Source organism: Teichococcus oryzae, from assembly GCF_008386565.1.
GTDB lineage: Bacteria > Pseudomonadota > Alphaproteobacteria > Acetobacterales > Acetobacteraceae > Pseudoroseomonas > Pseudoroseomonas oryzae.
Genome location: NZ_VUKA01000012.1, coordinates 20,800 through 46,815, shown reverse-complemented (window position 1 = coordinate 46,815; position 26,016 = coordinate 20,800). Strand labels below are relative to the sequence as shown.

Annotated in this window: 23 protein-coding genes; 9 read left to right on the top strand and 14 right to left on the bottom strand. The window is 68.5% G+C overall.

The window, feature by feature from the left end:
- Nucleotides 1-189 precede the first annotated feature (189 nt).
- Nucleotides 190-1,974, bottom strand: a complete 1,785-nt coding sequence (locus F0Q34_RS17060) for a di-heme-cytochrome C peroxidase (RefSeq protein ID WP_149813456.1) — start codon at nucleotides 1,972-1,974, stop codon at nucleotides 190-192.
- Nucleotides 1,975-2,291: 317 nt separating this feature from the next.
- Between F0Q34_RS17060 and F0Q34_RS17055 the strand changes: the two genes are divergently transcribed.
- Nucleotides 2,292-2,687: a DksA/TraR family C4-type zinc finger protein gene (locus F0Q34_RS17055; RefSeq protein ID WP_306419397.1), complete on the top strand. Its 396-nt coding sequence runs from the start codon at nucleotides 2,292-2,294 to the stop codon at nucleotides 2,685-2,687.
- A 155-nt stretch (nucleotides 2,688-2,842) separates the two neighbouring features.
- On the opposite strand, the gene F0Q34_RS17050 is transcribed toward F0Q34_RS17055, so the two are convergent.
- On the bottom strand, nucleotides 2,843-3,418 hold the full coding sequence (locus F0Q34_RS17050; protein ID WP_149813454.1) for a hypothetical protein: 576 nt from the start codon (nucleotides 3,416-3,418) through the stop codon (nucleotides 2,843-2,845).
- 228 nt (nucleotides 3,419-3,646) lie between these two features.
- Here F0Q34_RS17050 and F0Q34_RS17045 point away from each other — a divergent pair, with 228 nt between their 5' ends.
- Nucleotides 3,647-3,880 carry a hypothetical protein gene (locus tag F0Q34_RS17045; RefSeq protein WP_149813453.1) on the top strand — a complete coding sequence of 78 codons (234 nt, stop codon included), beginning with the start codon at nucleotides 3,647-3,649 and terminating at the stop codon, nucleotides 3,878-3,880.
- A 147-nt stretch (nucleotides 3,881-4,027) separates the two neighbouring features.
- On the opposite strand, the gene F0Q34_RS17040 is transcribed toward F0Q34_RS17045, so the two are convergent.
- The 5 genes from F0Q34_RS17040 to F0Q34_RS17020 all read right to left on the bottom strand — a co-directional run bounded on the left by F0Q34_RS17040 (nucleotide 4,028) and on the right by F0Q34_RS17020 (nucleotide 8,776).
- Complete coding sequence (locus F0Q34_RS17040) at nucleotides 4,028-5,053, bottom strand: ABC transporter substrate-binding protein (protein WP_149813452.1); 1,026 nt, start codon at nucleotides 5,051-5,053, stop codon at nucleotides 4,028-4,030.
- Nucleotides 5,054-5,124: 71 nt separating this feature from the next.
- Entirely contained in the window at nucleotides 5,125-5,442 is a 318-nt protein-coding gene (locus tag F0Q34_RS17035) for a DUF3325 domain-containing protein (protein WP_161600926.1), read from the bottom strand.
- On the bottom strand, nucleotides 5,442-7,028 hold the full coding sequence (locus F0Q34_RS17030; protein ID WP_206668069.1) for a PepSY-associated TM helix domain-containing protein: 1,587 nt from the start codon (nucleotides 7,026-7,028) through the stop codon (nucleotides 5,442-5,444). Before F0Q34_RS17030 ends, F0Q34_RS17035 begins: the two co-directional genes overlap by 1 nt.
- Nucleotides 7,025-7,270 (bottom strand): DUF3649 domain-containing protein, encoded by a 246-nt coding sequence (locus F0Q34_RS17025; protein ID WP_241665548.1) that lies wholly within the window; start codon nucleotides 7,268-7,270, stop codon nucleotides 7,025-7,027. The genes F0Q34_RS17030 and F0Q34_RS17025 overlap by 4 nt, the downstream gene beginning before the upstream one ends.
- Nucleotides 7,271-7,579: 309 nt before the next feature.
- Nucleotides 7,580-8,776, bottom strand: a complete 1,197-nt coding sequence (locus F0Q34_RS17020) for an acetyl-CoA C-acyltransferase (RefSeq protein WP_149813449.1) — start codon at nucleotides 8,774-8,776, stop codon at nucleotides 7,580-7,582.
- 353 nt (nucleotides 8,777-9,129) lie between these two features.
- Here F0Q34_RS17020 and F0Q34_RS17015 point away from each other — a divergent pair, with 353 nt between their 5' ends.
- Both F0Q34_RS17015 and F0Q34_RS17010 read left to right on the top strand, forming a co-directional pair.
- Nucleotides 9,130-10,458: an aspartate aminotransferase family protein gene (locus F0Q34_RS17015; RefSeq protein ID WP_149813448.1), complete on the top strand. Its 1,329-nt coding sequence runs from the start codon at nucleotides 9,130-9,132 to the stop codon at nucleotides 10,456-10,458.
- The gene (locus F0Q34_RS17010) at nucleotides 10,455-11,483 is read left to right on the top strand and encodes an amino acid ABC transporter substrate-binding protein (RefSeq protein ID WP_206668068.1); all 1,029 of its coding nucleotides are present in this window, start codon (nucleotides 10,455-10,457) and stop codon (nucleotides 11,481-11,483) included. The genes F0Q34_RS17015 and F0Q34_RS17010 overlap by 4 nt, the downstream gene beginning before the upstream one ends.
- 266 nt (nucleotides 11,484-11,749) lie before the next feature.
- Here F0Q34_RS17010 and F0Q34_RS17005 read toward each other — a convergent pair whose 3' ends face one another.
- Complete coding sequence (locus F0Q34_RS17005; RefSeq protein WP_149813447.1) at nucleotides 11,750-12,607, bottom strand: isocitrate lyase/PEP mutase family protein; 858 nt, start codon at nucleotides 12,605-12,607, stop codon at nucleotides 11,750-11,752.
- A gap of 42 nt (nucleotides 12,608-12,649) precedes the next feature.
- The gene (locus F0Q34_RS17000) at nucleotides 12,650-13,612 is read right to left on the bottom strand and encodes a Bug family tripartite tricarboxylate transporter substrate binding protein (RefSeq protein ID WP_149813446.1); all 963 of its coding nucleotides are present in this window, start codon (nucleotides 13,610-13,612) and stop codon (nucleotides 12,650-12,652) included.
- A 126-nt stretch (nucleotides 13,613-13,738) separates the two neighbouring features.
- On the opposite strand from F0Q34_RS17000, the gene F0Q34_RS16995 reads away from it, so the two are divergent.
- The gene (locus F0Q34_RS16995) at nucleotides 13,739-14,770 is read left to right on the top strand and encodes a LacI family DNA-binding transcriptional regulator (protein ID WP_149813445.1); all 1,032 of its coding nucleotides are present in this window, start codon (nucleotides 13,739-13,741) and stop codon (nucleotides 14,768-14,770) included.
- A gap of 128 nt (nucleotides 14,771-14,898) precedes the next feature.
- Here the strand turns inward: F0Q34_RS16995 and F0Q34_RS16990 are convergent, their stop codons facing one another.
- The 4 genes from F0Q34_RS16990 to F0Q34_RS16975 are packed head-to-tail and all read right to left on the bottom strand — an operon-like array spanning nucleotide 14,899 to nucleotide 18,646.
- Entirely contained in the window at nucleotides 14,899-16,107 is a 1,209-nt protein-coding gene (locus tag F0Q34_RS16990) for a Bug family tripartite tricarboxylate transporter substrate binding protein (RefSeq protein ID WP_149813444.1), read from the bottom strand.
- Between the two features lie 34 nt (nucleotides 16,108-16,141).
- Entirely contained in the window at nucleotides 16,142-17,260 is a 1,119-nt protein-coding gene (locus F0Q34_RS16985; protein WP_149813443.1) for an Ldh family oxidoreductase, read from the bottom strand.
- Nucleotides 17,261-17,938 carry an RraA family protein gene (locus F0Q34_RS16980; RefSeq protein ID WP_149813442.1) on the bottom strand — a complete coding sequence of 226 codons (678 nt, stop codon included), beginning with the start codon at nucleotides 17,936-17,938 and terminating at the stop codon, nucleotides 17,261-17,263. It abuts the gene before it with no gap.
- A 54-nt stretch (nucleotides 17,939-17,992) separates the two neighbouring features.
- Entirely contained in the window at nucleotides 17,993-18,646 is a 654-nt protein-coding gene (locus F0Q34_RS16975; RefSeq protein ID WP_149813441.1) for a GntR family transcriptional regulator, read from the bottom strand.
- Between the two features lie 229 nt (nucleotides 18,647-18,875).
- Between F0Q34_RS16975 and F0Q34_RS16970 the strand changes: the two genes are divergently transcribed.
- Nucleotides 18,876-19,610, top strand: a complete 735-nt coding sequence (locus tag F0Q34_RS16970; RefSeq protein ID WP_149813440.1) for a response regulator transcription factor — start codon at nucleotides 18,876-18,878, stop codon at nucleotides 19,608-19,610.
- 316 nt (nucleotides 19,611-19,926) lie between these two features.
- On the opposite strand, the gene F0Q34_RS22665 is transcribed toward F0Q34_RS16970, so the two are convergent.
- A complete protein-coding gene (locus F0Q34_RS22665) occupies nucleotides 19,927-20,349 on the bottom strand; it encodes a hypothetical protein (RefSeq protein ID WP_161600924.1) in 423 nt (140 codons plus the stop codon).
- 444 nt (nucleotides 20,350-20,793) lie between these two features.
- On the opposite strand from F0Q34_RS22665, the gene F0Q34_RS16965 reads away from it, so the two are divergent.
- From F0Q34_RS16965 to F0Q34_RS16955, 3 genes are read left to right on the top strand one after another with little or no spacing between them, the layout of a single operon-like run.
- On the top strand, nucleotides 20,794-21,738 hold the full coding sequence (locus tag F0Q34_RS16965; RefSeq protein WP_241665547.1) for an NAD-dependent epimerase/dehydratase family protein: 945 nt from the start codon (nucleotides 20,794-20,796) through the stop codon (nucleotides 21,736-21,738).
- 56 nt (nucleotides 21,739-21,794) lie between these two features.
- The gene (locus tag F0Q34_RS22085; protein ID WP_149813438.1) at nucleotides 21,795-23,180 is read left to right on the top strand and encodes a class I SAM-dependent methyltransferase; all 1,386 of its coding nucleotides are present in this window, start codon (nucleotides 21,795-21,797) and stop codon (nucleotides 23,178-23,180) included.
- Entirely contained in the window at nucleotides 23,177-26,014 is a 2,838-nt protein-coding gene (locus tag F0Q34_RS16955) for a rhamnan synthesis F family protein (protein WP_149813437.1), read from the top strand. The genes F0Q34_RS22085 and F0Q34_RS16955 overlap by 4 nt, the downstream gene beginning before the upstream one ends.
- Nucleotides 26,015-26,016: the final 2 nt, after the last annotated feature.

Genomic DNA, 26,016 nt, shown 5'->3' with positions numbered 1-26,016 from the left:
TCGGGCATCGCTGAAACACGTCCCCGGGACCATCTGCGGCATCGCTTCCAGTGTCTGGAACCGAGGCAGGGTTCCCTCAGCGCAGGCACACCATCCCGAGGGGGGAAGGGTGGGGCAAAAGCCGCCCTTCACGGCCGCCACGAGGGCACGGAGCCGCTTTGCGCCGCGTACCGAGCACAAGAGCGCTGCCTAGAGGGTCTTGAGGTACTCGATGATCTCCCAGCGCTGCTGGTCCGTGAGTTCCGGGCCGATCACGCCATTCCCGAGGGGTGCGTCGCGGAACTCATGCCCACGGTTCGAATTGCCGGGGATCGAGGTGTCGAAACGGAAACCGCCATTGAAGGCGGTTGTCGCAAACCCGACATGCTTCGGATCGAACTGGCGGCTGCCGACATAAAAGGCCCTGTCCCGCTGGTCTGCCGGCAGCAACATCTGGTAAAGGCTGGGAACCGATCCGTTGTGCAGATAGGGCGCGGTGGCCCAGACCCCGTTGAGAGGGCGCGCGCGATAGGCCAGAGGCGCACGCCATTCATTGGGCCTTCCGCCGTTCATCTCATGGCGCCCCGGCCGGACCACGCCGCGGGCATCGGTCCAGGAACCCTGCTCAGGAACATTGTTCGCGTCGTACCAGGCATTGATCACATTGCTGGTGACCCGCCTCAGCCCCTCGGCCGCCGGGACCTCCTCGCCGCCAGGCAGGACAGCCCGGCGTTCGGCGAAGTTCCGGGCGGCCCTGGGATCGGTTTCGATCTTGTCGAGCGCAACCATCGTGACACGTGGCGGAATGGCTGCGGTGCCAATGGCGGCAGGGTCCCAGGGTACATGGCATCCGGAGCAAAGCCGCTGGAAATGGGCCCTTCCCCGCTCCGCGGCGGCGCGGTCGATGGAGCCCAGGATCTGCTCCTGCCAGGGCGGGGAACGCAATCCGCCGCCCGGCGCCCGGCCGGCAAGCTGCCGCTCCATGTCGTAGAGATTCTGGATCCGTACGGAGGATCTGTGAAGTTGCTCCGGCGGCCCGACCAGCTTCACCAGCGAACGCACGCCCATCGCTTCAGCGACGTTGCGGCTCATCGGCTGGAGGATGGAGCCATTATACTGCACCCAGTCGAACCAAGGCGCATCCCAGAGCGGAGGATAGCTGACCGGCGCGTCCGCGACAGCCAGATTGCCGTGATTGCCGGTCAGGGTTCCGAAAACGAAGTTCCCGCCGCGGCCAAGGGCATCCAGGCGGCCAAAGCCTTCCTCTACCGGGTAAAGCCTGCGCTTCTCCGCCAGCCCGCGTTCGGTGCGGCCCGCATCCAGGGCCAGCTCAAGCCTGCCATGAAGCCTGTTGCGGGCATCTGGCGTGTCGGGCTGACCATCGGCCCTCAGGACCCGTTCGGCGAAGCGTGCGAAGCGCGGCTGGGATTCGAAGGTCCAGAAGAGGGCGAGGCCAACCTGCTCCTGGAAGGCGCCGGTATCCGCCATCGAGGGGCCGCCATCGATCCGGATGGCACGCCGGCCATACTCGACCTGCCCGGTATGGCAGGCGGCACAGGTCATCCCGACAATCGCTTCCGGCTCATCGGTTCCTTCGTTGATGCCGAACGCGTCCCGGGCGAACCCGACGGGCAGGCCGTCCGGATTCACGGATGATGGCGCTGACGGAATGAAGCCGAAGCGCGCGAGGTGCTCCGGGGTGGCGAAACGAGGTGCCGGTCCCGGCCAGCTGGCGCGGGGCTGTTCCAGCGCCAGGAACCACGCATAGGGCATCACCTTGGTGCCCTGCGAGGTGTGATAGAACCATTCGCGCTGCTCCGGACGCCAGTTCTGCGCGTCGAGGTAGGTGACACTGTCGGGTGGATCATAGTCGGGCAGGCGCCCGGCGCAGCCGACGGCGCTGGCAGCGACCGCGATGATCCCGATCATCCGGAAGCGCCGGGCCACGATGTCGCCCCGCCATGCGACATGGTGCCGTGTCATCGCTGTGCGCATGCCATCTTCTCCAGCGCTGCATCCGGAGCGTCGTGACGGACCCCGTCCTGCCGGCATGCCATGAGCTGTCCCGAAGAAGGCTTCCTCGCGGTTGGCCCCGCAATGCTCAGCTGCGGCTCAGGAGGTCGACGACAAACTGTGGATGCACGAAAGGTCCGGTGTCCAGAAGAACTTGCCGCCTGTGCCTGCGATCCATCGCAGAGGCTCGGGGCCGGCCCTTCCGGTTCTCCATCCATGGCGTCGAAGGGCTTCTTCCCTGTCACCGCCTCATCAGGCATGTCCGGCGTCCCGATCGACGCCCGCTGGCCTGATGCGCGATGCTCCCGGGGATTCAGCAAAGACAAAGCCTGGGGGATGGAACGGTTCCCGCAACGCCGCGCGCATCGTTGAACGCGCCGCCGCGGCCACCAACTTCATCTGCTGCGACGCCAAACAGGCAGGAGGCAACAATGGCCAGTGGCTGGGCGCCGGATGGCGCGGTGCAGGATCAGATCGACGACACGGTTGCGGACGGGGTGCTGAGGGCGCGGGCCAACCTTCCCACGGGGGATGGAGAAACACATTGCCTGGAATGCGGCGATGAGATCCCGGCAGCACGCCGCCGGGCGCTCCCGGGCGTTCGGACCTGTGTTTCCTGCCAATCGGCCCTGGATCGGCGTCCGGTGAATATCGGCTTCAACCGCAGGGGCAGCAAGGACAGCCAACTCAGGTGATGCTGTGTTTCCGGCCGGACCCCGCCAAGGCACTGACCGCGCGACGGGCGGGGCATCGCCGATCAAGGCGCCTTGCCGGCAGGGCGCCCAGCCCGACCGCCCGTTCCCATCCGGCGCGATAGCCCGAGATCCGGTTGGCGGCGGGGCCGCGGGCTTCAGTTCGGCACCGAATCCGGCGATGTCGCCACGGACAGCCTCAGGCCGCGCAGGATGCCGGTTTCCGCCTCGGACGGGTCGGCGGGGAGCAGCACGACAGGCGAACCCTCCCCCATCTGCGACAGCATTTCCGGCAGGCTGATCGCGGTGATCAGACCTCTTGCGAAGCAGGTGTCCTCATCCTCCTCCCGCGCATCCACGCCGAACGGGATGGTCGCCATCCCTTCCGGCTCTGGCGCGGCCTCAGGGCGGATGGCGATGCTGAAGCCCTTCAGGGCGAGGCCTCCCTGCTGCTTCTTCTCCACCACCCATCCAACGATCCTGCCGGCGCCGGGCTGGTCGTCCCGTTGGGCTTCCAGCCAGAACAGCGGCGGCAGGGCGTCCGGCACGGCGGGTGAGCGCGACACCTCGGATCGGGTCAGCCCGCGTGCCAGGCCGGCAATCTCGTTGTCGACCCACAAGGCGGGCGCGCCTTCCGAGCGCAGGCGCCGCGCCACGCGCCGGATGTCGGCCGGGGCCTGCTCGCCAAGCATGGCAACCAGCAGGCTGCTCGCCGGAAACCTCGGCCTCGGCATTCCTCGCATCATGCGCCTCCTTTTGTGCTGCCCAGTGATGCCCGAAGGCGGCAGGCGACGCCAACCGGGCAAGGCCTGCAGAAGCCGGCGCCGATCCTGCCTGTGGCGTGTTCACGCCCGGTTGCACCGCCACCCCGGCGCATGGAACTATGATCGAGGGAATGCGTGGCGGCGGCTGGCTGGCCGGATAACCGGACGCCGCTCCCACCATCCCACGGAGGAGATGCCATGCCCGATCAAAGCAGCGCGGCAGAAGGCCGGCCGGCCTCCACGCCCGGGATCACGCCAACCGAAACTGATATCGGCCGCCCCGTGCTCTACCGCACCTGGCCTGAAGGCGACCTGGAGCGGGGCGTCATCACGAGCTTCGACGCGGCCCAAGTGCTTGTCCGCTTCGGGGACGACCACCGCAGCAAGGCGGTCCCGTCCACGATGCTGCGATGGGCCGACGCCGAACCGTGAGGCGCGGGATCAAGCGCGACCGGGCGGGCGGTGCCAGGTTGTGACCCGGCCCCCGGCTGGATCGCAACGGCTCACGCAGGCCGCTCCGGGCTTTCGTTTCCATGAGCATCCTCGCCCGGCCGGATGATGCGCCCCGGGCGGGTTCCGCTAGGGCGCGATGCCGGCCTGAACGGCGGATGCCACACGGGTCGCGGGATTTCCGTCAACAGCCGCGGCGATGTCAGCCTCAAGGGCCGACAATGCGAAGGGAAGGGAAAGCACGCTTCCAAAGGAAAGGGCGGCGCCAACCAGCGGGCTTGTCACCACCTCACGGCCTTCGCGGTAGGCCCGGAGGAATCGCCGCATCGGGATGTCGGCAAGGCCGGGAATCTTCTCGGAGGAAATCCATACCAGAAGGTCGGCATCGAGCGGCGACAGGTCCTCCGGCGACAGCCTGGCATAGAAGCCGCGCCTGTCGCTCAGGCGGTCCAGGGAGGCGGGCACCACGAAATCGAGTTCCGTGAGGAAATGGCCGCGCGGGTCGCTGCGGGTGAAGGCGCCGGTTTCCCCGCCGAAATGGTAGGCGGCCACGGCGGAGCGGCCGGCCCAGCCGGGATTGCGCGCCCGCATCCCGGCGAATTGCTGGCGGGTTTTCCCGATCAGGTCCGCAGCCGCGCCGTCCTTGCCGAGGGCGTATCCGATCACGCGGACCAACTCATCCCATGGCGTGAACGTCGCCTGGTTCGGCGCGTGCATCAGCACCGGCGCGACGCGGGAAAGCGTCGCGTATTCCGCGTGCGAGATTCCCGAGCCGATGCCCACAATCAGGTCCGGCTCCAGGATGGCGATGGATTCAACCGAAACCTCGCCCGACAACACGATGGGCGCCGGACCGCTGAGATAGGGTTGCGCCCAGGGCCAGACGGACGATGGCTGATCGCCAAACCAGTGCCGCACCGCGACGGGATTGATCCCGAGCGCGAGCAGCGTGTCCTGCGTCCTGTAGCCGATCGAGACAACGCGGCGCGGCGGCGCTGGCAGGACGATCTCGCCATAGTCGTGCCGGATCCGGATGCCGCCTTGAGCCAGAGCCGGCGGGGCCGCGAGGCTGCCCGCCAGGGCCCCCAGCATGAAGCGGCGCGTTACGCCGCCCGAGGGGGCCGGAACATCCACGGGTTGGTGTCTGCTTTTCATGTTCTGCCTTCCTGCCCGCCTGTGGGGAGCTCCTGGTCCCGTCGTTCCATGCCGGTCACGACCTCGACCCTTTAGCACAAGGCCAGGAGGATGCCGGAGGCCAGCAGCGAAGCCGCCAGGACAGGCACGGACCGGGGGTGATAGGAAACCAGAAGAACCATCACCATGGCGGCCAGGCTCATCAGGCCGAACCATCCCACCACAGCCTGTCCTCCGTCATCGGTTGCCAGGAGCAATGCCAGGGCCGCGGCGAGAAGCAGGAAGCCCGAGGCAAGCAGCAGCTTCCGCTGCCACCAGGCGGGGCCGCGCCTCCGGAGGATCCGCTCATGATGACGGTCCATGCTCAAGCCCAGGACCATGAAGCCGGCAAACACAAGGGAGAACGCCATCATGACATGGGTTCCGCCACGGCCTGAGCCGGCTCGCGCCCCTTGCGGCTCCCCAAAGGCGCCGCCGCTGCCATGGCCGGCCGGCGCCGCGCCACCTTCCAGGCCAGGGCCGCCAGCAACCCGCCGCAGCCGAGCAGGCCCAGCTCGAACCAAGCCCGCACCATGTCGCCCTCCTGCAGCGCCGTCAGGAAATCGCGTTGGGTGAACAGGGCGCTGCCGAAGGGCAGCAACATGAAGGCCAGAGCGCCGGCGGCAAATTGCTCCATCCATGCGCGGCGGGCCGGCCGAAGAAGCGGGTGCAGCAGGCACAGGCCCCAGGCGATGAAGAAGGCATGCACTTCCCACTCGGCGCGCTGCGGCATTCCAGGGGGAATCGCCCGGTTGGCCCAGAAGAAGGCCGCCATCGCCAATGGCAGGCCGGCGATCGCCGCGATGTTCAGGTGCCCGACGAGGCGCGTGCCGAAGCCGGGCCTGCCCTGCCGGGACGCCTGCTGCTGCCGCTTCACCGCCCACAGGACGCAGCCGGTGGCCACCATGACGCTGCCGGCGAGCCCCGAAAGCAGGAAAAGCGCGCGCAGCGGAGGCCCGGCGAAGCGGCCGATATGCAGGCCATACATCACCCCGCGCAATTCGGCCGCCGGGCGATCTTCGGCGCTGCTGTGAAGCAGCATGCCTGTTACGCCATCGAAAAGCAGGGTCTGCGGATTGTAGGAGATCCGCTCCGCTTCGGCACGCACGATCTGGATGGTCGCCGCGGCGTCGCCCGGATGAGCCACGACGATGCGGCCGATCCGGCCGCCGTGCCATTGGCTTTGCGCTTCCTCCAGCAGGGGGCGAATGGGCGCGAGTGGCTCGGGGATGCCGCTGCGCGGACGCGGCGGCGCATTGCCGAAGGCTTCCGTGTTGAAGGTGGCGCGCTGGCCTGGATAAACGCTGTCCACGCCCCAGGGCATCACCATCAGCATGAACAGCACCAGGCCGGAATAGGTGATCATGAGGTGATAGGGGAGAGCCAGAACGGCGCAAACATTGTGCCCATCCATCCAGGAGCGCTGGCCCTTGCCGGGACGAAAGGTGAAGAAGTCGGCGAAGATCCGGCGATGGGTGATGACGCCGCTGACGATCGCCACCAGCATGAACATGGTGCAGATGCTGACGATCCAGCGGCCCCAGAGAGCGCCGACGTAATGAAGCTGGAAGTGGAAGCGGAAGAAGAACTCGCCGCCCAGCGTGTTCCGCGCCACGACGGGCTCCCCGCTGCCGGCGTCCAGCACGGCGCTGCGGAAGACCCGTCCCCTGGCGGCAGCATCGCGCCAGAAGGCGCGGATGGTTGTTTCCCGCTCATCCGGCAAGGTGATGAACCAGCTGGGCGAGTCCGGGGCGAGCTTCCGCATGGCGGCGATGGCGACTTCCGCGACCTGTGGCTCAGGGCGGGCAAAGGCCAGTTCCGGTCGCATCCAGTGGGAGATTTCCGGCCGCAGATACGCCGCCGTGCCGGTGAGGAACACGGCGAACAGCACCCAGCCCAACAGCAGGCCTGACCAGGTGTGCAGCCAGGCCATGGACTGGCGGAAGCCATCCTTCATGCGGGATGCCCCTGGGCAAGAAAAACAATCAGCCCCAGCACCATCACGGCAGCCGCCATGCCGACGCAAAGGCGCAGCAGGCCGCGCGCGGCGAAGGCCCAGATGATGGTGGCGGCATAAAGGGCGAAGCTGGCCATCGTCGCAGCCAGCACGGCCTCGGCGCGTGGCAAGGGCAGCATCATGGACAGCGCCATGGTCGCCAGGGCCGTCACGGCGTAGCCACCGCCGATCCCCGCCGCCATCCTGACCGCAACAGCGGCCCCTCGCCGGACCCCCGGCCTCAGGGCCGGCCGTGGACGCGGGCCCGCAGCGGGGCCCCATCCTCCCATGCGCCGCGCGAGCCCGCCGACCTCCGCCGATCCATCTGAAACCACGCCCAATCGATGTAAATGATAGTCATTCGCATATTACGGCCCCAATCCGTCCGCAAGGGGCAGATGGTGGAAAATCGAGCCATCCCGCCGCCGGGCGGCCTTTCCCCAACCTGCCATTCCCTGGCGATGCCCAGGCGGTGCGGAGCATGCCAGGCGACACGGCGATCCTGGAGCAGCCTAGTCCATGACCTCCAGGGCGATCGCCGTGGCCTCACCGCCCCCGATGCACAGCGACGCCACGCCCCGCCTCAGGCCGTACCGCCGAAGAGCCGACAACAGCGTGACCATCACCCGCGCACCGGATGCCCCGATCGGATGGCCCAGGGCACAGGCGCCGCCATGGGGATTGACCTTGTGCTCCGGCAGCGAAAGGTCGCGCATGGCCGCCATCGGCACCACGGCGAAAGCCTCGTTGATTTCGAACAGATCAACCGCTTCCAGCGTCCATCCGGTCTTTTCGGCCAGCTTCCGGATGGCGCCGATGGGTGCCGTGGTGAACAGGCCAGGGGCCTGGGCATGGGTGGCATGCCCGGCAATGCGGCCCAGGGGATGAAGGCCGCGCCGGTCAGCCTCGGAGCGGCGCATCAGAACCAGCGCCGCGGCGCCATCCGAGATCGAGGACGCGTTTGCCGCGGTGACGGTCCCGCCGTCGCGGAAGGCGGGCTTCAACTCCGGTATCCTGTCGAGCCTGGCCTTGGGTGGCTGCTCATCGGCCGGGACGACGCGCTCGCCCCTGTTGTTCCGGATCGTGACCGGGGCGATCTCCGCATCGAAGGCGCCCTCCGCCATCGCCTTCTGCGCCTTCCGGACGGAGGCGATCGCGAAAGCATCCTGCGCGGCCCGCGTGAACCGATAGGCTTCGGCGCAATCCTCCGCGAAGGTTCCCATCAGCCGGCCCTTGTCATAAGCGTCCTCCAGGCCGTCGAGAAACATGTGGTCGAGGACCCGACCATGGCCCATCCGGTATCCCGGCCGCGCGCGGTCCAGAAGATAGGGCGCGTTGCTCATGCTCTCCATGCCGCCGGCGATGACGATCCTGGCGGAGCCGGCAAGCAGGGCGTCATGCGCGATCATCGCCGCCTTCATGCCGGAGCCACACATCTTGTTGACGGTGGTCGCCCCCGCCGAAAGCGGAAGGCCGGCGCCGAGCGCGGCCTGCCGGGCGGGCGCCTGTCCCTGCCCGGCGGGCAGGACGCAGCCGAACGTGACCTCATCGACCTGATCCGCGGCCAGGGACGCCCGCGACAGCGCCGCCATGATCGCGGTCGCCCCGAGTTGCGGCGCGGTCACTTCCCTGAGTTCGCCCTGCAGGCTTCCCATCGGCGTGCGCGCAGCACCGACAATAACCACCGGGTCCTCCAGCGCTGCGTCCATGACGATCCTCCTCCGGGTGTCCGTGCCTGCCTGCGCGGCGTGGGTATAGATGATGCCGGGCTTCCTCTTTGACCACCGCGCAGCGGATGCGCCGAGCAGGCAGGATCTTCTGGCACTGGCGCGAGCGATGATACGGTGCGGAACCGCCGGCCCTGGAAAGCGGGAGGGGCGGCCCCCAAGGCGCCCAATCCCGGCTGCGTGATTCCTGTTGCCCTATTTTTGTGATCACAATACGCTTTTGGACCAGATGATGGAACGCGGACCGACCCGTCGTTCCCGACCGCGAGGATCCGCGCAATGGCAGTCTTCACGCTTATCCATGCCGCACCGGCGTTCCCTGAGGGAGCCAGGGCATGAGCGCCTCCGCCGTTCTCCGCCGCAACAGCGATCTTGGTGACGCCGTTGCCGAAGCGCGGGCGCGCTATGCCGGCCGCCGCCCACAGAGCGCCGCCCTGCGGGAAAAGGCAATGGAGGTCATGCCGGGCGGCAATACGCGCACCCTGCTGTCCTACGCCCCCTTCCCCACCGCCATGGCGCGGGGCGAGGATTGCCGCCTCTGGGACATTGACGGCCATTCCTATCTCGACCTGTGCGGCGAATACACGGCGGGATTGTTCGGCCATTCTCAGCCGCGCATCCACGAGGTTCTGCATGCCACGCTGCAGCGTGGCATCAACCTCGCCGCGGTGGGCGAGAACGAGGAAAAGTTGGCCCGCCTCCTTTGCGGCCGCTTTCCTTCGCTGGACAAGGTGCGCTTCACCAACAGCGGCACGGAAGGGAACCTGATGGCCCTCACCGTGGCCCGCGTCTTCACCGGCCGGGACACGGTCATGGTGTTCCGCGGCGGCTATCACGGGGGCGTCCTGACCTTTCCGCTTTCCGGCAGCAATCCGGCCACGCTGCCACTCTCCTTCACCCTGGCCGACTACAACGACATCGAAAGCGCCACGGCGGTGGCCAACGCCCATGCCGGCTCGCTTGCGGCCATCCTGGTCGAGCCGATGCAGGGTTCAGGCGGGTGCATTCCGGCCAGTCCCGAATTCCTGGCGGCGCTGCGCTCCCTTGCCGACAAGACCGGCGCGCTGCTGATCTTTGACGAGGTCATGACCTCGCGCATGTCGGCAGGCGGCATGCAGGCGCGCCTCGGCATCACGCCGGACCTGACGACGCTGGGAAAATACATCGGTGGCGGCATGAGCTTCGGCGGCTTCGGAGGCCGCGCCGACATCATGGAGTTGTTCGAGTCCAGGGTGCCGCATGCGGGCACCTTCAACAACAACGTGCTGACCATGGCGGCAGGCTGCGTCGCCATGGGCGAGATCTTCACCGCCGAGGTGGCCGAGCTGCTGTTCCAGCGGGGCGAGGATCTGCGCGCGCAGGTGAATGACGTGGCCCGCGCGGCCAAGGTGCCCGTCTGCTTCACCGGCATCGGCTCCCTGCTGAATGTGCATTTCCGGTTGCCCGCGCCGGATCGCGGCTATGCCTCGACCGCGGATGAGGAGGCGCTGCGCGAATTGTTCTTCTTCGACATGCTGGAGGCCGGCATCTATCTGGCCCGGCGCGGCATGGTGGCGCTGAGCCTGCCGGTCGGCCCGGCGGAGCTGGACCACTTCGTCAAGGCGGTCACCGAGTTCTGCGAATCCCGCGCGCCCCTGCTGCGCGCCGGGAGCGCGGCCCAGTGACGCGCGCGTGGGCCCTGGGCGGGCTGTTCGGCGCGATCTTCGCCGGGCTCTGCTTCGCCGCGCCGGCCACCGCCGGCCCCACCCTGGATGCCGTGAAGAAGGCGGGCACGGTCCGCTGCGGCGTCACCAGCGCCGTGGCCGGCGCCGCCCGGCCGGATTCCAAGGGACGATGGACCGGCTTCCACGCCGATATCTGCCGCGCCATCGCCGCCGCCGCGCTGGGCGATGCGGAGAAGGTGACCTTTGTTCCCGTCACCGCGCAATCGCGCTTCACCGCCCTGCAAAGCGGCGAGATTGACACGCTCATCTACATCACGGCCCTGACCCTCAGCCGCGATGCCACGCTTGGCCTGAACCAGGTCGGGACGTATTTCTACACGGGCCAGGGCTTCCTGGTGCGCCGCAGCCTGAACATCAGCCAGCTGAAGGAGCTGGATGGCGGCACGGTGTGCGCGACGCAGGGCAGCGTCATCGAACGCAACATCACCGACTATGCGCGCCGCACCGGCATCAATCTCAGCACCATTTCCTTTGACACTGCAGCCAATGTGCTGGCCGCGTTCCTTGCCGGACGTTGCGACGCCATCAGCAACGACACGCTGAGCCTGACAGCCAACCGGCTCGCGGCGCCCGATCCGGATGCTTTCGTGCTGCTCCCGGAGCTGATCGCCAAGGAGCCGCAGGGCGCCATGGTCCGCAATGGCGACGCGGAATGGGCGAACCTGGTGCGCTGGACGATTTTCGCGCTGATCCAGGCGGAGGAATTCGGCCTCACGCGCGAAACCGTCACCGCGGCCCGGGACAACAGCACCGATCCGCAGGTCCGGCGCTTCCTGGGCCGGGGAGAGCCGGTAGGGGCCGGGCTCGGCCTCGCCGATGACTGGGCCTATCAGGTCGTCCGCCAGGTGGGCGATTACGGCACCCTCTACGACGCCCATCTTGGCAAGAACGGGCTGGGGCTGGACCGGGGGATGAACCGTCTGTGGAATCAGGGCGGGCTCATGATGAGCTGGCTCTGGCAATAACACCGCCGGCTGCGGCGGGAACGGCAAGCCCAGGGTTGGCTGGGCTGCCACACGGCAGGGCCCGTCCCACCGGACGGGCCAGCCTTCGCGGCGACCATGGGCGCCCTGGCTGCTTCAACGGGCGCGTCGGCGGCACCTCCGTCCCGAACACAGGGAACGCGGCGCCCGACCGGCATCCGCATCGACATGCCGGCGGAACAGCCGGCCTCCTGCCCGCCTCCAGGCCAGGCCAGGCCATGGCGCTTTCGGCGGAGCGGGCGGCCCTTTTACAAGCGGAACCGCGCGGCCTGCCGGTCGTAATCCGCATAGCCGAGCAGGGCCGTCAGCTCGGCCGGTGGCAGCGCCGCCTGGGACTGCGCTTCCCCCGCCGCCAATGCGGCGAGACCGGCCTTGATCCCGGCCGCCACCGGAGACAGCAATCCGGTCGGATAGGCTCCGATCTTCAGCCCCAGCTCCGCGGCGCGCTGCTGGGACGGCGTCTCGCGCGGGGCGCCCGGTGACAACACGGCAAAGGTGGGGCGCCCGGCGGCCGCGGCGACGGAGCGGCGGACTTCCTCCTCGTCGGCAGGCGAGTCGAAGAACAGGATGTCCGCGCCTTCCTCCACAAAGGCCTCGATCCGCGCCAGCGCCTCGTCGAAGCCCTGGGTCGGCCGGCAATCGGTACGGGCCATCACCAGGATGCCGGACTCTTTCGCGGCCTCCACGGCGGCGCGGATCTTCATGCGCGCCTCGTCCCGCGGCAGGCAGGGCTTGCCGCCGCCGCTCAGCGGGCGTGGCGTGATCTTGTCCTCGATCAGGATGGCGGCTGCGCCGGCGCGGCCATAGGCGCGCACCGTGCGCTGCACGTTCATCGCATTGCCATAGCCATGGTCGGCATCCGCCAGAACCAGCAGGTCCGGCGCCGCGCCGCGCACCATGTTGAAGGAATCGTGCATTTCAGCAAAGGAAACGAGGTCGAGATCCGGTCCGCCGAGCCGCGCGGCGGCGACGCAGGAGCCGGAAAGGAACACGGTCTTGAAGCCCGCCTCGGCTGTCAGGCGGGCACTGAGCCCGTCCCATACGGCAGGCATCACAACGAGGCCGGGCTCGGCCAGCAAGGCGCGCATGCGCTCGGGTGCGGTCATGGGCGGTTCACTCCGGTTGAGAATGGAAAAACAGGCGGGCGGTCATTCCCGCCATGGCTGGCGCTGCCACAGGGCGCGCAGCTTGACGTCGTCCGCCAGGAACAGGCGCTGCTGCTCCTCGCCGCTCATCACCCGCAGCGGCAGGGACAGGCGCGCGGCCTCGCGCACCCATGCGGGATCGGCGAGCGCCTCGGCGAAGGCGGTGCGGAAGCGGTCCCGCAGCTCGGCCGACATGCCAGGCGGGCCGATCACCCCGCGCACGGAGCCCGCCACCATGTCGATGCCCTGCTCGCGGAAGGTGGGCACGTCGGCGGCTTCCTGCCAGCGGGCCGGGCCGCCCTGGCCCAGCAGCCGCAGCGCGCCCTGCCGCACAAGGGCGATGCCCTCGCTGACATTCAGGGAACCGGCGGCGATGTCCTTGGCCAGCACGCCCTGGATGATGGGCGGCGTGCCGGAATAAGGCACATGGGCGAAGCGTGTGCCGGTGGCTTCCTGCAGCGCCAGGATCAGCAGGTGGTCGTCGGTGCCGATGCCGGCGCTGCCGATGGCCACGCTTTCCGGCCGGGCGCGGGCGGCCTCCAGCAGGTCCTTCAGGCTGCGCAGCGGTGAATCCGCACGGACGAAAATGCCGCCGGGGTCCTCCACCACATTGGCCAGGTAGGTCAGGTCCTGCACCCGGTAGCGCACCTGCCGCTCGATCGGCAGGGTGATCAGGTTGGGCGTCTGCGCCACGCCGATGGTGTAGCCATCCGGCTCCGCTATGGCGACGCTTTCGAAGGCGAGCTGGCCGGACGCGTTGGGGCGGTTGATCACCACCATGTTCGCGTTGTTCAGGCGCGGCGCGACAAAGGGGATGATGGCCCGCGCATAGGCGTCCATGCCGCCGCCGGCGGGGCCGGGACAGATGACCTGGATGGGGCGCTCCGGCCAGGCGGCATGGGCAAGACGGGGGGCCGCGAACCCGCCCGCCATGGTGAGCAGGAGATGTCTCCGGCGCAGCGGCATAGCTGTTCCTCCTCGCGTTCCGGTCTGGTGCCGGATGGTGGGAGGATGCTAGTTAGATTGATCCAAAAGGCGCAATGCCCGATCGGCGAAATCCTCAGGAAACTCTTCCGCCAAGCGGAGTGCCCCATGTCCAACAGCGTTCCGCCCCGCCGCGCCACGCTGAGCGACGTCGCCGCGCAGGCGGGCGTTTCCCGCGCCACGGTGTCCCTTGTGCTGCGGGACAGCCCGCTGGTCGCGGAGCCGACGCGGGCCAGGGTGCGCGCCGCGGCGGAAAGGGTGGGCTATCTCTACAATCGCGGTGCCGCGACCATGCGGGGCACTCGCACCAAGACCGTGGGGCTGGTGGTCACCGAGATCGACAACCCGTTCTTCGCGGAAATGGCGGCGGGCGTGGAAGCGGCGCTGGACCAGGCCGGCTATATCGCCTTCCTCGCCGCCACGCGGGACGCACCGGATCGCCAGGACCGCGCCCTGCGGCGGCTGCGGGAACACCGGGTGGACGGCATCATTCTTTGCCCTGCCCTTGGAACGCAGGTGGCGGAGATCGCGACCCTGGCCGCGCATGGCGTTCCCTGCGTGCAGGCGATGCGCCGCGTGCCCGGCAGCGGCGGGGATTTCACCGCCCCCGCCAATCGCGCGGGGATGCAGGCCCTGGCCCTGCATCTGATCGCCGCCGGCCGCCGGCGCTTCGCCTTCGCCGGCGCGGGGGTGATGCATTCCGGCGTGCGGGAACGGCTGGCCGGGTTGCGGGATGCCTTGCGCCGGCACAGGCTGCCGCCACCCACGCTGCTGCGCACCCCCGGCACGCGCGCCGGCGGCGCGGCCACCGCGCGGCTATTGGCGGCGCTGCCGGAACGACCGGATGCGCTGGTTTGCAGCAATGACGTGATGGCCTTCGGTGCGATCGCGGCGCTGGAACAGGCGGGCTGGCGCGTCGGGTCCGAGGTCGCCGTCACTGGCGTTGGGGACGTGCCGGAAGCCGCGACCTACCGCCCGGCGCTGACCACGCTGCGCACCGGGCCGCGGCAGATCGGCGAGGCGGCGGTGCGGCTGTTGCTGCGCCGCATCGCCGATCCTGGAGCGCCCGCGGAACGGCTGGTGATGCCGGCGGAGCTGGTGGTGCGGGCCTCCTGCGGCGGTGGCCGGAGGTCCGCATGACAATGCCAGGGTCGGGGAAGCTGCCATCCGCCGAGACAATCCCGCAGCGGATGGCGGCCTTTCTATTCGCGCCAGGGCCGGCGCTGCCACAGCGCCCTGGCCGCCGCGTCGTTGCGCATGACAAAGGCCTAGTATTCCGCCCCCACGATGGGCCGCAGGGGCAGGTTCAGCCTGGCTGCCTCCGCCTTGAAGGCCGCGCCCTCCAGCGCCGCGCCGATGGCCGCGGTCAGGCGGTCGCGGATCTCGGCGGGCAGGCCGGGCGGGCCTACCAAGCCACGGGCGGAACCGCCAATCACGTCCAGTCCCTGTTCCCGGAAGGTGGGCACGTCGGGCGTCCCGGCCCAGCGTTCCGTGCCGCCCTGGGCCAGCGCCCGGGCACGGCCTTCCTTCAGCAACGCGAAGCCTTCCCCCATGTTGAGCGACCCGATGGCGAGACGGCCACCGATCAGGTCGGTGATGATGGGCGGCGTGCCGTTATAGGGGATATGGGACAGGCGGATATCGGCCGCGGCCTCGAGGGCGAGCCCAAGCAGGTGGTCGTCGGAGCCCACGCCGGCGGTGCCATAGGCCAGCTCCCCCGGCTGCCGCCGCGCCGCCGCGCGCAGGTCGTCCAGGCTGCGCCAGGGCGAATCCGGGCGCACAAAGAAGCCGCCGGGGTCGTCCACCACATTGGCCAGGAAGGTGAAGTCCGCGATCCGGTATTGCGGCTGCCGCTCGATCGCGATGGTGTTGGCCGCCGGGGTGGTGATGGCGCCCAGGGTGTAGCCATCCGGCGCCGCGCGGAAGATGGCCTCGAAACCGAGCTGCCCGGCGGCGCCGACCCGGTTCTCCACCACGAAGTGCGCCCCGGGCAGATGGGCCTGGACGTGCTGCAGCAGCACGCGCGTCATGACGTCGACGCCCATGCTGCTGAAGCGCCCGCCCCGGCCCCGCACGCAGATGAAGTGCGGATGGCGTGTCAGGCGGATCACGGCGCGGAACGACTTCTTGGGATCGTAAGGCACCTCCCGGTGGGCCGGCAGCGAGGTGCTCTCGCTGCCGCCGGCCAGCAGCAGGGTGTGGCCATCCGGCAGGGCGCGCGCCACCTGTTCCGCCGCCAGGGCGCCGCCGGCACCCGGCCGGTTCACCACCACCATGGGCTGCGGCACGAAGGGGGAAGCGGCCTCGGCGATGGTGCGGGCGATCACGTCGCTGCCCCCGCCTGGCGCGAAGCCGACGACCAGCTGGATGGGCCGCGTCGGCTGCCATCCGGCGGCGCCCTGCGCCCGCAGGATGCGCGGTGCGGCGGGCGCCAGGGCCAGGCCACCCAGAACGGCCCGTCGGTTGATGATCGTCATTGGTTCTTTCCTCCCGTGGCGGCTTGCTGTCGCGCTACGTCTCCTGAAGCCGGTAATCGGCGCCGCAGCGCGCGCAGATCTCGCGCAACTGCCGGGCCAGGGCCGCCGGGATCGGAATGCCTTCTCGCGCGCGGCGGGCACGCTCGGCTTCCTCCGGGTCTCCGGGCAACAGCACCGGGCGGGTGGGATCGGCCGGCGTTGAATCGCGCAGCATCGCCGCCATGGCGGCCAGATCCTCCTCGAAGCCGCCCTCGGGCCGCAGGGCTAGGGGGTCAAGGGCCAGGAAGAAATGTCCGATATCGTCCGGCTCCGCCGGAGGGCGCGCGCCGGCACGCAGCGGGGCAAAGGCGGCGCCCGTCAACGTGGCTGACAGGATCTGCACCATCAGCCCTAGGCCGTAGCCCTTGTGGCCGCCGGTCGCCTCGGCGCCGCCGAGCGGAGTGATGCCGCCGCCGGGCCGGTTGAAGATGACGTCCATGGCTTCCGCGGGATCGGTCACCGGCGCGCCATGCTCATCCGCCACCCAGCCGGCCGGAACAGGCCTGCCGTTCAGCTCGTAAACCTTGACCTTGTTGGCGGCGACCGTGGTGGTGGCCATGTCCAGCACGAAGGGCGGGCCATCCGCCAGCGGTGCCGCGAAGGCGATGGGGTTGCTGCCCAGCAGCGGCACCGTGCCACGCGTCGGCACCATCAGCACCGTGCGGGCGGAACTGGTGATCAGCGCCACCAGCCCTCGCTCGGCCGCGAGGCGCGCATAATAGCCGGCCGCCCCGAAATGATGCGAATTGCGGACGCCCACCGCGCCGATGCCGCCTGCCAATGCCTTGTCGCAGGCCAGTTGCATGGCCATGACCGCCACGGGATGGCCCAGGTTGCCGCCGGCATCCAGCAGAGCCAGCGAAGGCAGGTCCCGCAGCAGCCGCGGCCGGGCGCGCAGATCCACCCGGCCCTCGCGCTGCATCCGCTCATACATCGTCAGCATCGAGATGCCGTGGCTGTCGATGCCCATGAGGTCCGTTTCCACCATCGCGCGGGCGGTGGTTCCGGCCAGGTCATCCGGCATGCCCCACCGGCCGAGGATGTCGAGGATCTGCTGCCGCACGGCTTCGGCCGTGGCCAGCTGCGTCCCCGGAAGATCCGACGCGGCCGCCATTCAGCGCGAAACCTCGCAGCCTTTCGCGGCCAGGCTTTCCGTCACCCATGCGCGGTCCCAGCCGGCGCCGGCGATCGCCGCGATGGTTTGCGCTTCCTTGGCGGCATGGACCTCGGCCGCGGCGATGACGGCCGCCGCCGCGGCCTGCGGGATGACCACCACGCCATCCTCATCGGCGGCGATCAGGTCGCCCGGCATCACCACCTGCCCGCCGCAGGCCACGGGATAGCCGATCTCGCCCGGCCCGTCCTTGTAGGGCCCCGCCGGCGTCGCGCCGCAGGCCCAGATGCCGATGTCGAGCTGGGACAGATTGCCGATGTCGCGCACTGCGCCGTCGATCACGAGTGCGGCGAGGCCGCGCTGCGTGGCATGGCCGATCATCAGATCGCCGGCGACGGCGATGGAAAGGTCGCCGCCGCCGTCGCAGACCACCACGTCACCAGGCTGCGCGAGGTCGATCGCGCGGTGCAGCATCAGGTTGTCGCCAGCGCGCACGCGAACCGTGACGGCATGCCCGACCACGCCCCGGCGCCCCCCAAAGGCACGGAAGCCGCCGCGCATGGCCTGCATGCGGTTCATCACGTCCCCGATATTGGCGACGGGAAGCGCGGCCGCGCGCTGGAGCAGCGCAGGGTCGCGAAAGATCTCGCGCTCGGAAACACGGAAGCCCACGGTCATGGCGTTATCCTTGGATGGTTGTGCCGCATCGGGTGATCTCCACGAGCGCGCGGTTCAAGCCGGCATGCCGCCTTCAAGCGTGTCGAGCATGCGGTCGCGGCCGAGCATGATATGGCGCTCGGCCACATCGCCCGCCGCCGCCGCGTCGTGGATCGAGATGGCCGCCAGCAGGTCCTCATGCTCCCGCAGCGACAGGTCAAGCTGCGCCGGATGCAGGAGCGAGCGTCGCCGGAACAGATGCAGGCCCTTGACCGCCTGGTCATAGGTGCGCGCCATCGGCGCGTTGCCGCCCGCCGCCATGATGGCCGTGTGGAATTCCAGGTTGCGGCCGTAGTAATCGGCGAAGCGCTGGGCCGAGGCGGCGTCCCGCATCTGCTCGTTCAGCTGTTGCAGCCGCAGCAGGCATTGGGGCGTCGCGCGGCGCGCGGCCAGGCGCGCGGCGGCGCGGAACAAGGCGGCGCGCAGGTCATAAAGGTCCAGCGCGTCCTTCATGGAAACCTGACGGACCAGGACGCCCCGGTTCGGGATGATCTCCAGCAACCCGGTTTGCTCCAGGCCCCTGGCGGCTTCCCGCAAGCTGGCGCGGGAAATGTCCAGCCGGCGCGACAAGGCCAGCTCGTTGAGCCGTTCGCCGGGCAGGACCTCGCCCTGAAGGATCATGTCCTCGATCCGACGAGCAATGGCATCGACCCCGTGACCCCTGACCATTCCTGGACAGCCCAACCTATCTGACAACGCAAAAAGCCTGCAAACACCGTCAGATTGTCGGCAATTCTCTACATACCGTCAACTCCGGGCCGGCGAGTGCGGAGACGATCCGGCAGGCTATCTCATTTTCGTGATTTTTATATTTATTGCTGTTATATCAGGCACGGTATATCAACCCTTTAGCGATGGCGCGGGAGGTAAGCCCCCGCATGCTCTTCCGGAGGGTTCCATGCCTGCTCCCCGCCCTATCCTGATCGTCGAGGATGATGACATCCTGCGCGCCACCCTGGCCGAGATGATCGGCCTGGAGGGCGAGTTCAGCGCCGTCGAGGTCGGCAGTGCCACCGCGGCAGAGGAAACACTGGCCCGCGCGGGCGCGCATTACGACGCGATCCTGCTCGATGTCGGCCTGCCCGATGCCGATGGGCGCGACTTCTGCGCCAAGCTGCGGCGCGAGGGCCAGCGCATGCCGGTCATCATGCTGACCGGCGCGGATGGCGAAGCCGATGTGGTCCGTGGGCTGGAGGCCGGGGCCAACGACTACATCGCCAAGCCGTTCAGGCTCAACGAGGTGCTGGCCCGCGTGCGGGCGCAACTCCGCAGCTTCGACAGCTCGGAGCATGCGGTCTTCAACCTGGGGCCTTTCAAGTTCCGTCCCAGCGCCAAGATGCTGGAAGGGCCTGGCGGAAAGTCCAGGATCCGGCTGACGGGCAAGGAATGCACGATCCTCAAATTCCTGCACCGGCTCAACGGCCAGGCTGCCTCCCGCACGCGGCTGCTGAACGAGGTGTGGGGCTACAGCAGCGCCGTGAGCACCCATACCCTGGAAACCCACATCTACCGCCTGCGGCAGAAGATCGAGGCTGATCCTTCCAGGCCGCGTCTGTTGCTGTCGGTTGCCGGCGGCTATCGGCTGGAGGCCGGCATGGAGGGCGGCGAGCCGGAGCACCGCCCTACGCATTGAGCTGCCCTCAAGGCCTCTCGGATTTTCTTGGCTTCCATGAAGCCGGTTCCGGCGCTTCAGGAGCGATTTAGGGCCAGATTCCATCGCCATCACGGTTCCGGCTCGCCAGACCCGTCCGATGGCTCATGGGCGGCGGGAGTTTCATTGCTCTCGCCGCCGGTTCACAGGCCGCCTTGTTTCTGGCGGCACAACGTTGCCCCGCCTTGCCCTCCTTTTCAGGTGTTGGGCAACCGGTCAAAGAATGAAGTCGTCGGCGCCTACGGTTGCGCCGCCTGCCAGAAGAATTTTCATCTCCGCCCCACCGCTGACAACGGTGTTAACCCGGATCAGCGTGTTGCCACCCTGATTGACTGCCCGGACCTGCCCAGCCGCAGAGAATTCGGCTCTTCCGATGAGCAGGAACGTATTGTGGGCGCCGCCGGCACGGCATCGATATCGGAAAGATCAATGCGATCCTGGTTCCCGAAGCTGTCGCCGAAGGCCTCGATGACATCGCGGTTTCCGGCTCCAGCAGGCGACTGACTGCGGTGTAGAGGAAGATATCGTTTCCCAAGCTGCCTCGGAGCAGGTCATTGCCCCCGCCGCCATTCAGCACGTCAGTGCCGGCGCCGCCATGACAACCGAAGCCGACGGTGTGCCAGCCGAGCTCCGCAGCCGCGACTGGCCGGAAAAGGCCGAGCTGCGCCGGCTGTCGGGACGCGCCCTCCCCCTGTTCCGGCGCCTGGAGGCCTGCTTTCATTTCCGCTGTTCGGCTCCCACCCTAGCGGAAGCCGAGCCTTGCGGCCCGCGCTGCCCGGACGGTACCCTGCCCGCTGGGGCACGGATGAGGGAGAGAAGCTCCCCGGGCTCGTCATGCCCCGAGGATTTGGGCATCGGCCAGAGATACGACGCCGCGGAATCAGGGGAGCCGCAAGCGGAACTCCGCAGGTAGCGCGCCCTCTGTTCAGAAGGCCGCCCTTTCCAGGTGACCCGATGCCTTCAAGCTCCGGAGGTAGTCAGCCGATCCTGTTATGCAGCGCACCGGAGATAGCCACAGGCCGTTCCGGTCGCCACCATCCGGCCGATCTTCCATCTTGCAGCGCCTTGGGCACAAGTATAAGTCGTAATAAAATGATGATCCCAGCTTCTCTTGCTTTGGAATTTAAACATTGAGATTATTTCTGAAATGAAAGGCGGCGCCCACATGATCCTGGGAGGGTGCGGCTTTATCGGCCGTCACGTTGCCCTCCTTCTTGCTGAGCAAGGCGAGGACGTCATTCTTTGCGACCGCGTTCCCAGCACGACGGTGTACCCCGAGGCCGTGCGCGAACGGATCAAGTGGCAGCCTTTCAACCTGCAATCGGCTGAGTGGGACGTCCTGCTCGAAGGGGTCGGAACAGTGCATCATTATGCCTGGGCCTCGATCCCGGCCACCGCCCATGCCGACCCGATGCAGGATCTGGCGCTGAACACCCTGCCCTGTCTGGCCCTGCTGGAGGCCATGCGGCGGCGCGGCGAACACAGCCCGCGCCTAGTCTTCACCTCCTCCGGCGGCACCGTTTACGGCAAGCTCCGCCGCGTCCCGGTCCATGAGGACCATCCGCTGGCGCCGATCACCGCCTATGGGGCCGGCAAGGTGGCGGCCGAGCTATATCTTGGCCTTTACAACACCTTGCATGGGCTGGACTGCCGCATCGCGCGCCTTTCCAATCCTTTCGGGGCCGGGCAGGACCTGGCGCGCGGCCAGGGCGCCGCGACCACCTTCCTGCATCACGCGCTGACGCACCAGCCCATCACCATCTGGGGCGATGGCGAGGTCGTCCGGGACTACATCCATGTCTCCGACGCCGCGGCCGGGCTGGTCGCGCTGGCGCGCATGCCGCGCCGTGAGGGAACCTTCACCTTCAACATCGGCAGCGGTCAGGGCGTCAGCCTGAACGGCATCATCCTGGAGCTGGAGAACCGCCTCGGCCGTGTTCTGGATGTCCGGCGGGAGCCGGGTCGCCCCTTCGATGTGCCCGTGAGCGTGCTCGACATTTCCCTGGCGCGGGACACGTTGGGCTGGGCGCCACGCCTGTCCTTCTCGGATGGGATTACGCGGACCCTCGCCGACCTGAACCGGGAAGCTCCGCTTTCCACGCTGCACTGAACCCTTCGCGCGTCCCTCTCGACGTCATCTTGCCTCCAGTTAGGATTGAGCCGAACGTGGGTGAAATCTTTGAGCGTACCGTGCCCGAAACGCCGCTGGAATGGACCGGCGAAAGGCTGACCACGGCGGCAGGGGGGCAGGTCGAGATCGAGCATCTGCACCGCTATTTCCTTGCGCGGACGCTGTGCCGCGGCCGGGACGTGCTCGACATCGCCTGCGGCGAGGGCTACGGCTCGGCGCTGATGGCGCAGGCGGCGCGCTCGGTCCTCGGCGTCGATGTTTCGGCGGAAGCGGTGTCGCATGCGGCGCAGGTCTATGCGCGGAGCAATCTGCGCTACGAGCATGGCGATGCACGCAGCATCCCGCTGCCCGACCAGAGCGTCGACATGGTGGTTTCCTTTGAGACGCTGGAACATTTCTTCGAGCATGACCGCTTCCTCGAGGAAGTGCGGCGGGTGCTGCGGCCGGGTGGGCTGTTGCTGCTTTCCTCGCCGGAGCGGGATGTTTATTCGCCGCCTGGCAGCACGGCCAATCCCTACCATGTCAACGAGCTGTCGCGGCCGGAGTTCGAGCGGTTGCTGCGCCGGCATTTCGGCCATATCCAGATCATGTCGCAGCGCCCGATGCTGGGCTCCGCGCTGGTCGCCGATGACGGGGAGGATCTGGCCGGCACGCTGACCTTCGAGAAGCGCGGGCCGCAGCATTATGAGGCCAGCCACGGCCTGCCGCGCCCGCCCTACCTGCTCGCCCTGGCTTCAAACGCGGCCCTGCCGCCGGCCAGCCATTCGCTGTTCATCGAAACGGATCAGATCCAGGAGCTGACCAACCTTCCGGCGCTGCGGAGCGAGTTGCACCGGCATGCGGCCGCGCATCAGGAACTGGAACATCAGTGCCGCAAATACGCGGAACAAGCCGAAACCTATGAGCGTAACGCCCAGGGGGCGGAGGCCCGGCTGCAGGAGCTGCAGCGAGCGCTGGAGGAAAGCCGCGCCGGGCTGCAACGCGTGCGGGAGGAGGAAGCCGCCGCGCGTGCGGGAATGGCGCAGCGCCTGGCCGTTCTTGAGGAAGAACGCGCGGCACAGGAGGAGCGCGTTGCGGCGCTTTCCGTCGCGGCCGGTCGCGTCGCCTCGCTGCAGGCGGAGCTTGATGGCCTGCGCCAGCAGCGGAACCTGCTGCGCCAGGCACTGCGGCAGCGCCGCCCAGGTGCCCCGGACGAGTGGCGCCAGCGTGCGCTGGCAGCCGAGGGCGAGGTGGAGGAATGGCGCCAGCGCGCCCTGGTGGCGGAAACCGAGGCCGCCGAGTGGCGGCAGCGTTACGAAGGGCTGCGCGCAAGGCTGATCACCATCCTGCACCGCTTCCAGATCCACATCATGTCGCGCATCACCCCGAAGGCCGCGAAACGCTTCGTGCGCGAGCGGTTGCTCGGAGGCGGCCGCCAGTGAACCTGATCAGCGAATTGATGCCCGCGGGCGAGATCTCGTCCGGAACCGCTGATTTCCTGCGTGCCTCCGGTATCTTCGATGAGGCGTTCTACCGCCGGCTGGTGGAACTGCCTGCGGAAGAGGACGCGGCGCTGCATTACCTGCAGCATGGCTGGAAGCATGGCCTGGAACCGAATGACAGCTTCTCCGGCAGCTTCCTGCAGCCCTTCTACGCGTCCTGCGGCTATGACGGGCCGCCGGCGCTGAGCTGGGCCGATCTTTGCGCGCTGGGTGGCGCCCGGCTGCCGACCAATGCGCCCGAGGCCGAGGCGCAGGCCTTCCAGCTCCGCAGCATCCCGCTTTTCGACGCCGACCATTACGCGCGCCTGATCCCGGTCGGGCTCGACCCGGCGCTGCACTATGTCCTGATCGGCGAACGGCTGGGGTTGCGCCCCTCCACCGGGTTCGATCCGGCCTTCTATGGCGAATGCTATCCGGACCTCATCGCCGCCGGGATGGCGCCGCTGCAGCATTACTGGTTCCATGGCCGGCATGAGGGGCGCCGCTGCCTCGCCGCGGCGGACCGGCTGGAGTTCCCGCCCCTGCCGGCCGGAGACACGCGGCCCGTCGTGCTGGTGGTTTCGCACGAGGCCTCGCGCACCGGGGCGCCGGTGCTCGGCTGGAACATCGTCCGCCATCTCGCCCGGGACTACCAGGTGGTGTCGGTGATGATGCATTCGGGGCCGCTGGAGGCGGATTTCGCCGCCGCGGCGGCGGTGCAGGTTGGCCCCATGCAGCGCAGCGAGTGGGAGCCGGCACAGGCGCGCCGCATGGCGGAGCGGCTGGTGCGCGAATACCGGCCGCTCTACGCCGTCACCAACAGCATCGAGACGCATCTGATGGTGCCGGCCCTGGCCCGGTTCGGCGTGCCCTCCGTGTCGCTGGTGCACGAGTTCATGATCTACACCGGCCAGGCCCATCTGAAGATGGCCGACATCTATCACTGGGCGCCGGAGGTGATCTTTCCGGCACGGATCGTCGCGCAATCCTCCTACGACAATTTCTACATCCTCGACCATCGCAGCGGCATTTCGGTCATTCCGCAGGGCCAGGCCGAGCTGCCCTCCAGGCCGGACATATCGGCCTCCCCGGAGGAGGCGCGGGAGGCCGCGGACCGGCTGCGCGCCATCATGCGACCCGAGGGCGAGGAGGACGCCTTCGTGGTTCTCGGCGTCGGCACGGTGGAGATCCGCAAGGGCGTGGACCTGTTCGTCAGCACCGCCGCCACGCTGCGGCGCATGCATCCGGAACTGCGCTTCCGCTTTGTCTGGATCGGCGGCAACTTCCAGGCCCTGGGCGACACCGGCTTCTGCACCTTTCTGGCCGACCAGATGGCCCGCTCCCGGCTGGAAGGGAGCGTGGTCATGATCGAGCCTGTGGCCGATCTGGAGCCCGCCTACGCGGCCGCCGATGCCTTCTTCATGTGCTCGCGCCTCGACCCCCAGCCCAATGTCGGCATTGACGCCGTCACCCGCGGCATCCCGACGCTTTGCTTCGAATCCGCCTGTGGCACCGGTGAGGTGCTGGCCGCCGATCCGGCGACGCGGCATCTCGTTGTTCCCTATCTCGACGTGCATGCCGCCGCCTCCGTGCTTGGCGAGCTGGCGCGGAACCGGGAGGATCTGCCGCGGCTGCGGTGCGAGGTGGCGCGCGTCGGACGCGAAACTTTCGACATGGCCCGCTATGTCGCCGCCATCGATGCGCGCGGGCGGGATGCCGCCGACCCGCGCCACGCCGCCGACCGGGACCGGCTGATCGAGGCCGCCATCATCGATCCCGATCTGGTGCAGCCGCCCGGCGCCCCGGAACTCGACAACACGGAACTGGCCCTCTACGCCATGCGGCAATGGTCGCTGTGGAACGTGGTGGACGAGCCGCATGTCACCTCCCCCTTGCGCCGGCCCTGCGCCGGCTTTCACCCGCAGGCCTATGCCCAGGCCCATCCGGAGGTGATGCGCCCGGCCACGCGCGACCCCGTGGCGCATTGGCTGGAGCGGGGCAGGCCCGCAGGACGCTGGTCGCACCCGGTTTATTCGCCCCTGCGGCCCTTGCCGGGCAGTGAGGGCGCCTCACCGCTGCGCATCGCCCTGCACAGCCACTTCCATTATGTCGATGTGGCGCCGGACCTGGCTTGGCGGCTTTCCTGCAACCGCAGCGCCTGCGATCTTTTCCTCACCACCGGGACTGAGGAGAATGCGGAGATCCTGCGCCGCGCCTTCCGCCAGCATCGCGGCGCGGTGGACATCCGCATCGTGCCCAATCGCGGCCGCGACATCGGCCCCTTCCTGACCATGCTGCGGCAGGAGCTCGCTTCCGGCGGCTATGATGTTTTCGGCCATGTGCACGGCAAGAAGACGCTGGTCGTGGGCGGCGGCATCGGCGATGCCTGGCGCAACTTCCTGTGGGAGAACCTGATCGGCGGTCAACACCCCATGCTGGATCTCGCCGCCGCGGCCTTTGTGCAGGACTCCGGTCTGGGGCTGCTGATGGCGGAGGACCCGCATCTGGTGGGCTGGGATAAGAATCGCGACTTTGCCGAGGATCTGGCACGGCGCATGGATATTCCCTTGCCCCTGGATGATTTTTTCGATTTCCCCATCGGCACCATGTTCTGGGCCCGCCCGGCCGCGCTGCGGCCGCTGCTTGACCTGGGGCTCGGCTGGGACGACTACCCCGAGGAGCCGGTCCCGTATGACGGCACGATCCTGCACGCGCTGGAGCGCCTGATGCCCTTCGTCATACGCCGCACCGGCCATGGCATCGGCGGCCTGCGCGTGCCAGGAACCAATTGGTGACG

Bases quoted from the DNA above. Each gene is read 5' to 3' on its own strand.
- F0Q34_RS17050 (WP_149813454.1), bottom strand. From the start codon at position 3,418: ATGCCGAGGCCGAGGTTTCCGGCGAGCAGCCTGCTGGTTGCCATGCTT.
- F0Q34_RS22665 (WP_161600924.1), bottom strand. From the start codon at position 20,349: ATGAAAGCAGGCCTCCAGGCGCCGGAACAGGGGGAGGGCGCGTCCCGA.
- F0Q34_RS17055 (WP_306419397.1), top strand. From the start codon at position 2,292: ATGCTCCCGGGGATTCAGCAAAGACAAAGCCTGGGGGATGGAACGGTT.
- F0Q34_RS16975 (WP_149813441.1), bottom strand. From the start codon at position 18,646: ATGGTCAGGGGTCACGGGGTCGATGCCATTGCTCGTCGGATCGAGGAC.
- F0Q34_RS16995 (WP_149813445.1), top strand. From the start codon at position 13,739: ATGTCCAACAGCGTTCCGCCCCGCCGCGCCACGCTGAGCGACGTCGCC.
- F0Q34_RS17045 (WP_149813453.1), top strand. From the start codon at position 3,647: ATGCCCGATCAAAGCAGCGCGGCAGAAGGCCGGCCGGCCTCCACGCCC.
- F0Q34_RS17015 (WP_149813448.1), top strand. From the start codon at position 9,130: ATGAGCGCCTCCGCCGTTCTCCGCCGCAACAGCGATCTTGGTGACGCC.
- F0Q34_RS16965 (WP_241665547.1), top strand. From the start codon at position 20,794: ATGATCCTGGGAGGGTGCGGCTTTATCGGCCGTCACGTTGCCCTCCTT.
- F0Q34_RS16970 (WP_149813440.1), top strand. From the start codon at position 18,876: ATGCCTGCTCCCCGCCCTATCCTGATCGTCGAGGATGATGACATCCTG.
- F0Q34_RS17005 (WP_149813447.1), bottom strand. From the start codon at position 12,607: ATGACCGCACCCGAGCGCATGCGCGCCTTGCTGGCCGAGCCCGGCCTC.
- F0Q34_RS17000 (WP_149813446.1), bottom strand. From the start codon at position 13,612: ATGCCGCTGCGCCGGAGACATCTCCTGCTCACCATGGCGGGCGGGTTC.
- F0Q34_RS17035 (WP_161600926.1), bottom strand. From the start codon at position 5,442: ATGGCGTTCTCCCTTGTGTTTGCCGGCTTCATGGTCCTGGGCTTGAGC.
- F0Q34_RS16985 (WP_149813443.1), bottom strand. From the start codon at position 17,260: ATGGCGGCCGCGTCGGATCTTCCGGGGACGCAGCTGGCCACGGCCGAA.
- F0Q34_RS16980 (WP_149813442.1), bottom strand. From the start codon at position 17,938: ATGACCGTGGGCTTCCGTGTTTCCGAGCGCGAGATCTTTCGCGACCCT.
- F0Q34_RS16990 (WP_149813444.1), bottom strand. From the start codon at position 16,107: ATGACGATCATCAACCGACGGGCCGTTCTGGGTGGCCTGGCCCTGGCG.
- F0Q34_RS17030 (WP_206668069.1), bottom strand. From the start codon at position 7,028: ATGAAGGATGGCTTCCGCCAGTCCATGGCCTGGCTGCACACCTGGTCA.
- F0Q34_RS17025 (WP_241665548.1), bottom strand. From the start codon at position 7,270: ATGGCGGCGGGGATCGGCGGTGGCTACGCCGTGACGGCCCTGGCGACC.
- F0Q34_RS17020 (WP_149813449.1), bottom strand. From the start codon at position 8,776: ATGGACGCAGCGCTGGAGGACCCGGTGGTTATTGTCGGTGCTGCGCGC.
- F0Q34_RS17040 (WP_149813452.1), bottom strand. From the start codon at position 5,053: ATGAAAAGCAGACACCAACCCGTGGATGTTCCGGCCCCCTCGGGCGGC.
- F0Q34_RS17060 (WP_149813456.1), bottom strand. From the start codon at position 1,974: ATGCGCACAGCGATGACACGGCACCATGTCGCATGGCGGGGCGACATC.